6 protein-coding genes are annotated in these 6882 nt (G+C 57.3%); 2 read left to right on the plus strand and 4 right to left on the minus strand.

Annotated elements, in window-relative coordinates; genetic code table 11:
• Window positions 1-107 precede the first annotated feature (107 nt).
• From EXY20_RS32740 to EXY20_RS40820, 3 genes are all read right to left on the minus strand, one after another.
• Window positions 108-770: a response regulator gene (locus tag EXY20_RS32740; RefSeq protein WP_135556627.1), complete on the minus strand. Its 663-nt coding sequence runs from the start codon at window positions 768-770 to the stop codon at window positions 108-110.
• Window positions 767-2455, minus strand: a complete 1689-nt coding sequence (locus EXY20_RS32745) for a sensor histidine kinase (protein ID WP_235886311.1) — start codon at window positions 2453-2455, stop codon at window positions 767-769. The genes EXY20_RS32740 and EXY20_RS32745 overlap by 4 nt, the downstream gene beginning before the upstream one ends.
• Before the next feature lie 275 nt (window positions 2456-2730).
• Window positions 2731-3453: a helix-turn-helix domain-containing protein gene (locus EXY20_RS40820; protein WP_235886309.1), complete on the minus strand. Its 723-nt coding sequence runs from the start codon at window positions 3451-3453 to the stop codon at window positions 2731-2733.
• Between the two features lie 61 nt (window positions 3454-3514).
• On the opposite strand from EXY20_RS40820, the gene EXY20_RS32760 reads away from it, so the two are divergent.
• Window positions 3515-4108, plus strand: coding sequence for a phytanoyl-CoA dioxygenase family protein (locus EXY20_RS32760; RefSeq protein ID WP_167859687.1), 594 nt, complete (start codon window positions 3515-3517; stop codon window positions 4106-4108).
• Between the two features lie 72 nt (window positions 4109-4180).
• On the opposite strand, the gene EXY20_RS32765 is transcribed toward EXY20_RS32760, so the two are convergent.
• Window positions 4181-5683 (minus strand): sulfatase family protein, encoded by a 1503-nt coding sequence (locus EXY20_RS32765; RefSeq protein ID WP_135556632.1) that lies wholly within the window; start codon window positions 5681-5683, stop codon window positions 4181-4183.
• A gap of 581 nt (window positions 5684-6264) precedes the next feature.
• Between EXY20_RS32765 and EXY20_RS32770 the strand changes: the two genes are divergently transcribed.
• A partial coding sequence (locus EXY20_RS32770) for a hypothetical protein (protein WP_207671365.1) occupies window positions 6265-6882 on the plus strand: 618 nt, incomplete at its 3' end.

A 6882-nucleotide genomic window follows, 5' to 3' on the forward strand; every position in this document is an offset into this window, starting at 1 on the left:
GAAGCGACTCTATTTTCAGCTTAGCGCATTTGCCTTGGGGAGGAAATTACCCGAAACGACGCTCTTTTCGACTCGATCGGCTACGCCGCCTTACTCCCTTCGGCCACCTACATGGTATACTTTTGTACCATGGCGTCGTCGATCAAACGGTCCGCGCAAAACGTGGAAAGCCCCTTCGCCTGCGCCAGCAGCGCGGCTTGCGTGCGGTCGTTGACGTTCAGCTTCTGCAAAATCTGGCTGACGTGCTTCTTCACCGTAAACTCGGTCACGACCAGCTTCTTCGCCATGCCCTGGTTGGACAACCCTTCGCCGAGTCCGATCAGCACTTCCATCTCCTTCGGAGTCAGCTTGCCGAACTCGTCGTCCTCGTCCCGCTTGATCAGCATTTCCATCAGGCCGGGGTCAAAATACTTCTTGCCCCTGCCGACCAGCTTGATCGCCAGCAGCAGCTCCTCCGGCAGCGCCTCCTTCAGCACATAGCCGTCGGCGCCGGCCTGCTCCGCCCGGCGGAAATCGGCTTCCGCCATCGACGAGGTCAGCACCATGCAGCGGCAAGCCATGCCCTTGAGCCGATCGATCAGGTCGAAGCCCGACTGGCTGCCCAGCTTCAAATCGACAATGGCCAAATCGGGCCTTGTGTTCATGATCAGCTCCAAGGCGGCTTCGACCGTTTCCGCTTCCCCTGCCACTTCCAGATTACTCTCCAGCGACAATACCGCCGTCAGCCCTTTGCGGACCAACGGATGATCTTCGACAATGACGATTTTCATGCTTCTGCACCTGCTTTCCTCGTATTGGCGTCCAGCGATTCTTCAAAATGGCCGCGCTCGCGCCTGGCCACATCCGGTACGCGAACGGTAATTTGCGTGCCCGTTTCCGGAGTGCTGTCGATATCGAAAACGCCGTCCATCGACTGCGCCAACAGCTTCATGTTGTCGAGGCCCAGCCCGACCGGGACGTCCGCCTCCATGCATGCTTTCGCCGCAAACCCGACGCCGTCGTCCTTGACGACAAGAAACGCCTCCTGGTCCCGGAGTCGGAATAACACGTCCACCCGCGAGCAGTGCCCGTGCCGGATGGCATTGCCGACCGCTTCGGAGATAATGCGGTGCAGCGCCTTCTGGCTATGCACCGGCAACAGACGGTCGTCTCCTTCCACTTCGAGACGGATGTCCACCTCGTTTAGCCTGGACACGTTGTCGAGATGGGCACGGACGGAACGGAACCAGAACGCGCCGTCATGCTTGCGGGAGCTCAAGCTGTAAATCGTCGAGCGCAGCTCCTTCGACGCGATATGGGACGATTCTTCGATCAATTGCAATTGATTGCGCAGCTGCTCCTCGGTGACGTCCTGCCACTTGCGGTTCAGCGAATGGATCGCATACACGATGCCGAACAAATGCTGGGACACGCTGTCGTGCATTTCTTCGGCGATCCGGTTCTGCTCTTCGATGATCGTCAGCTGATGCTCGATCCGCTCGAGTTGGTGCCGCTCCATAATGACGGCGCACAGCTCGGACAGGAAGTAAAGCTGCTGCACGAACCACCGCCGCCCCGCCGCCATATGCCAGCGTTCGATGCGAACGCCGAGCACGCCCAAGAAGCGCGACGACGTTTTGACCGGCACGACCAAATATTCGCCGTGCTCCCGCAGGTTCACAATCGAGGCGCTGTCCTGTTTGGCGAAGCCGGCGGCAGAACGTTCGATTTTGCCCAACAGGTGCGCTTCGGCCGCTTCGTTTCGAATGCCTTGCACGATCAGTCTGCCCTTCTCGCTCCCCCCGCCGCTCTCCCAGAAAAACGCCGTCTTCTGCTTCGTCAGCTTCAGCGAAAACTCGGCGAACACATACGCCATATTGCCCGCTTTGCTCTGTGTCGCCGCTTCGACGATATGATACAGCGACTTGATGTGCTCCATCGTTTCGTTAGTCCGCCCGTGGGCGCGCAGCAGCTCCTTTTTGGCATCGGCCATGACCTGGATCGCCAGCATAATGAGCAGGAAGAGCATATAGAAATAGCTGTTGTCCAGCAACACGCCGCCGATCGACAACGGGGAAACGCTCGTCACGGTCGAAGCGGCGGCAACGAGCAGCAGGAACCCGATCAAGAGCGACCAGCAATAGAGCGCCGAAACGTAACAAGCCCCCAGCAGCATCGGATTCAGGATGCACCACAAGAACGGGCTGCCCATGCCGCCGGTCGGAATCGTCAACAGCAGGATGCCTGCCACTTCGGCGGCAACGGCCGCCTTGAACGCCGGCGAGCTTCTTCGGCTGCGCCGGTAAACGACCGACATCCCTTTCATCGAAAGGAACAGGGCCAGCACAATGCCCGCCTTGTAAGGCAGGGCAGGAGGATCGGAATCCCGGATGAGATAAACGAACGAGGTAAGCGCAAGCGAAGCGTATCGGTATGCATAGAACAAGCGGTCTTCCTTGGCAACTGCTGCTTTCATTCGTTTCACTTTCCTTTGCTCCTGATTTTGACGGGCGAAATAAGAAGGGGAAGAAAGCGACAACGAGCGAACAATCAGGTTAAGTTAACCCGAAAGAGCCTCACTCCAAACACCTTGGGCCGGCTTTTCCGAAAGCCAATTTATGGCTTCCACAAAAATAATGTGAACTGTACCACATAATTTTCGTATATTTTATCACATTTTCGACCGTATCCTTGTCGAATGGCAAATTTTGAGCGTCTGGCACTACCTTTTTTCCCCTGTATAGGACAAAATCAGTTGCTCTTCGCCGCGAACCGCGACCGACTGCATCTTCCTTGCGCTCTATTCGTGAAAACGCAAATAGGGCTTCTTCCCTGCCTCAGCCCTTTTGCTTGCGATATTCCAGCGGGGTGCAGCCGAAGCGCTCTTTGAACAATTTGCAAAATTGGGATACGGTAGAAAATCCGCTTTCGGAAGCGATCAAGGAGATGGGTTGCGGAGGTTTCCAGCATTTGTTTCGCGTGCGCAAACCGTTTGCTCATGATGTATTGAACGGGAGAATACCCGGTTTCTTCTTTGAAAATATGGCGGAAGCGCTCGAAGCTGTATCCGGACAAGGAAGCCAACGAATGGAGGTCGATCGGGTGGATGTAATTTTCTTCGATCGCTTTTACGGCATAAATCAGCTTGTTTTCCCACAGCTTCGGTTTGGCGGCGCTGTATTTCAACCGGCTCAGTTCGATGATGATTTCCCCTGCCAACAAGTTCAACTGCAGGATGTAATGCGGCCGCTGCGCGATCATCACCTGCTTCATTCTTTCCAGCAAATGCAGCAGCAGATGGCTGCTGTCGTCAAAAAACAACCCGTTCTTCAGCGGGACCGTCGTGTCGTCGTAAGTAAACCCGATATATAACACATCCGTCGCCTCGTAGTGCTCCTCGTCGTGGTAAAACTCGGGCTCCGTCAGCAATAACGAATGCGGGCTGTAGTAATATTGCTCGTCCCCGAGTTTCATCCGCCCGGTTCCCTTGCTGTAATAGACAAGCTCAAAGCAGCTATGTTTATGCATCCGGGCTTTGCTCGGGCCGGATATCCAGCTGCAGCATTCCAAGCTGGCCACGAAGCCTTCAACGAGGGGAGCCGGCGTATTCCCGTGGCATCAGGATTACATGTTTTACCCGCATACGAATACGGATCTGCTGTCCGTTATGGCGATGCTGGACGATGCAACGGTGGAAAACGGCTGTATGCAAATGGTCAAAAAGAGCCATAAGGCGGGATTTCTGGACCACACCAAGGACGGGTTGTTTATCAATGCGTGTACGGAACGGAGTTACTGGCAGGACAAGTCCACGCTCGAAAATATTACTCCCCGGGCGGGCGGCATCAGCATCCATCACTGCCTGACGCTTCATGGCTCCGGCCCGAATTTGTCCGGCAAGCAGCGCCGCGGCATCGTGTTTTCCTACCGCGCGGACGATGCTTATCAGCTCGCCGACGGGGTATGGGACGATACCGGTTTGCTCATCTGCGGCAAACGCAGCGAACGGGTCCGCTGCGATGCCGGAACGATGCGCATGCCCAAAACGCATCGCTACCCGGGCTTCCCGTTCGGTCACGCCTGGAACCAGGATGGCGAGCTGGCCAAAAAAAGAAATTATTATGAATGATCTTTTCGCGCTGAACGAAAAAGCCAAGGGGGCCGGCTGTCCGGCTCTCTTGGCTTGTTTCCAGCAGCGCTTCTAAACCCGGCACGGCCTGATGCTGACCGGTTCGCTGCGCTCCTGGTCGGCAAGCATCTCCGTCAGCAGCCGCTGCCGAACGGCCGCATGATCCGGGCTGGCGAACAAATTGCGTTTTTCGCCGGGATCGGCTTGCAGATCGTACAGCTCGCCGAACGTTTCGCCGCCGTATACCGCCAGTTTCCACTGCGGCGTCACCCAGCATTTGTAGCGAATCCGGTCCGGCTCTTCCTTGTATTCGATGCGGACGCCCGGCCGCGGCAGCGCTTCTCCCCGCTCCAGCGCGGCTCGCAGGCTGATGCCGTCGCGTTTCACGGGATCCGCGATGCCGATAAAATCGAGCATCGTCGGCAGCAAATCCACAAGCGATACGCATTCCGTTACCCTGCGCGGCGCAAATCCGTGGGGATAGCGGATCAACAGCGGGATATGCGTCACTCCTTCGTAGGTCATCGGACCTTTCTGGCCAATCGCGTGGTCCCCGAGCATTTCGCCGTGATCCGATGCAAACACCAGAATCGTGTTGTCGCCAAGCTTCAGGCGGTCCAGCGTCTCCATAATCGTGCCCAACTGCTCGTCAAACAACTGTACCATCGTATAATAGTAGGCTCGGGTCAGTTTGCTTTTCTCCGTGTCGGCAAAATAAGGCGCCCACGCCTCGTCGCTGTTGCCGCCGATCGTAAATTTGCCGGGAAAACGGGATTGCGAAATGCCGCCCTGCCGGAAAAAAGCGACGTGCTCGGGAGGGTCGACATCGTTCCTCCAGTCGGTGTCCGGCGGCGGCACGACATCGGGATCGACCCGGTTCTTGTAGTCGTACGGCACCACATGCGGGTGGTGCGGGTCCTGAAAGCCGAGGTTCAAATAAAACGGCTGATCCGGCGATTCCGCGGCGTGACGCTCCAGGAACGCATTCGCCCGCTCCGCCACCCAGGCGCCGGAATGTAGCGCTGTCGGCATTTCCCAGTCGCCGGTGCCGTTGGCGTCGCCGGGAAACCGCGCGTTGACGCGGAACTGCCGCGGATCGTGCCCTTGACGCCGCAGCCACGACGCATAATGCCCGGTCACTCCGCCCGTTGCGTGGCCGATCGTCAGCTCCGCTTCGTCGAAGCCGACAAAATCGCGAAACGGCGTTCCCGCTTCGTCGACCGGCGCCGTCTCCGGGCTTTCCGCCTGCCAGGGGTGCCAGTGCGCTTTGCCGATATGCTGCGTCCGGTAGCCGTTGTCGCGCAGAATCCGGCTGAGGAACAAGCCGTAATCGTGGGCGAATGTACCGATATTATAGGCGCCGTGGCGGGACAAGTGCATGCCGGTCATGAGCGACACGCGCGACGGCGTGCACACGGTGTTCGGGCAATAGGCGCGCTCAAACACCGCTCCCTCGCGCCCGAGCCGGTCGAGATGCGGCGTTTGGATAAAGCGGTTGCCGTTGATGCGGATGCTGTCGTAACGCTGCTGATCCGTGGTAACGACGATCACGTTCGGTTTGTTCGTACGCGGCATTGGACTCTCTCCTTATCCGATGGGATGATTGCTGGACAACCGTCACTTGTCAGTTTACCAAAAAACGACGGCGCACAGCGAAAAGTTCTCGCGTTTGCCATTGCGAGCTGCCATTTTGTGTTGCGCGAGCGTTCAGCGAACGTGCTCTTTCGACTGGAGCGAAAATAAGCCACAAAAAAATGGCTTATTTGCTTGATTTCAACCGCCCCATCCAAAATAGCCAGTGAAAACACTGGTTATTTGGGCCAAACGGCCCCAATCCGGGCATATTTATACGAAATAGCCAGCGAAATCGCTGGCTATTTCGTGGCGACGGCCCATTTTTGACCTAATAGGCCATAAAAGATGGCCTATTTTGCATTCCCCTTGCTGTGCCACATAAAACTTACAACATTCCGCTCCATTCCAAACAACTTCCGGGCTGAATCCCCTGCAAAATTTGACTGACCGACTCTCTCAACGATGATTGACCGTTTGCCGGACCTTTGATAAGATCGTAGGACATAGCAATTTCGGAGCGCGGAAGCACTGTGATCCAGGATCAAATTGTGGTACTTGGAGGTGAACGGGAGATGGCTGAAATGAACGACCGCGAAATGCTCAGCGCGATCCTCAAAAACATCGAAACGATGGGCGCGCACATCAAGAACATTCAGGACGAGCAGATCCAGCTGCGCAAAGACATGCAGGATGGAAACGTACAACTGCGCAGCGAGTTGCGCGAGGAGATGCAGACCGGGAACGCGCAACTGCGCAAAGAGTTGCGCAAGGAGATGCAGACCGGGAACGCGCAACTGCGCAGCGAGTTGCGCGAGGAGATGCAGACCGGGAACACTCAACTGCGCAAGGAGTTGCGCGAGGAGATGCAGACCGGGAACGCGCAACTGCGCAACGAGTTGCGCGAGGAGGTGCAGACCGGGAACGCGCAACTGCGCAGCGAGTTGCGCGAGGAGATGCAGACCGGGAACGCGCAACTGCGCAGCGAGTTGCGCGAGGAGATGCAGACCGGGAACGCGCAACTGCGCATCGAGTTGCGCGAGGAGATGCAGACCGGGAACGCGCAACTGCGCAGCGAGTTGCGCGAGGAGATGCAGACCGGGAACGCGCAACTGCGCAGCGAGTTGCGCGAGGAGATGCAGACCGGGAACGCGCAACTGCGCAGCGAGTTGCGCGAGGAGATGCAGACCGGGAACGCGCAA

This window comes from Paenibacillus cymbidii (assembly GCF_004764705.1).
Classification (GTDB): Bacteria; Bacillota; Bacilli; order Paenibacillales; family NBRC-103111; genus Paenibacillus_AN; species Paenibacillus_AN cymbidii.

What these genes read in the sequence shown, in the direction of transcription:
- EXY20_RS32745 (WP_235886311.1), bottom strand. Translation starts at nt 2,455, where the DNA reads ATGAAAGCAGCAGTTGCCAAGGAAGACCGCTTGTTCTATGCATACCGA.
- EXY20_RS32740 (WP_135556627.1), bottom strand. Translation starts at nt 770, where the DNA reads ATGAAAATCGTCATTGTCGAAGATCATCCGTTGGTCCGCAAAGGGCTG.
- EXY20_RS40820 (WP_235886309.1), bottom strand. Translation starts at nt 3,453, where the DNA reads ATGAAACTCGGGGACGAGCAATATTACTACAGCCCGCATTCGTTATTG.
- EXY20_RS32765 (WP_135556632.1), bottom strand. Translation starts at nt 5,683, where the DNA reads ATGCCGCGTACGAACAAACCGAACGTGATCGTCGTTACCACGGATCAG.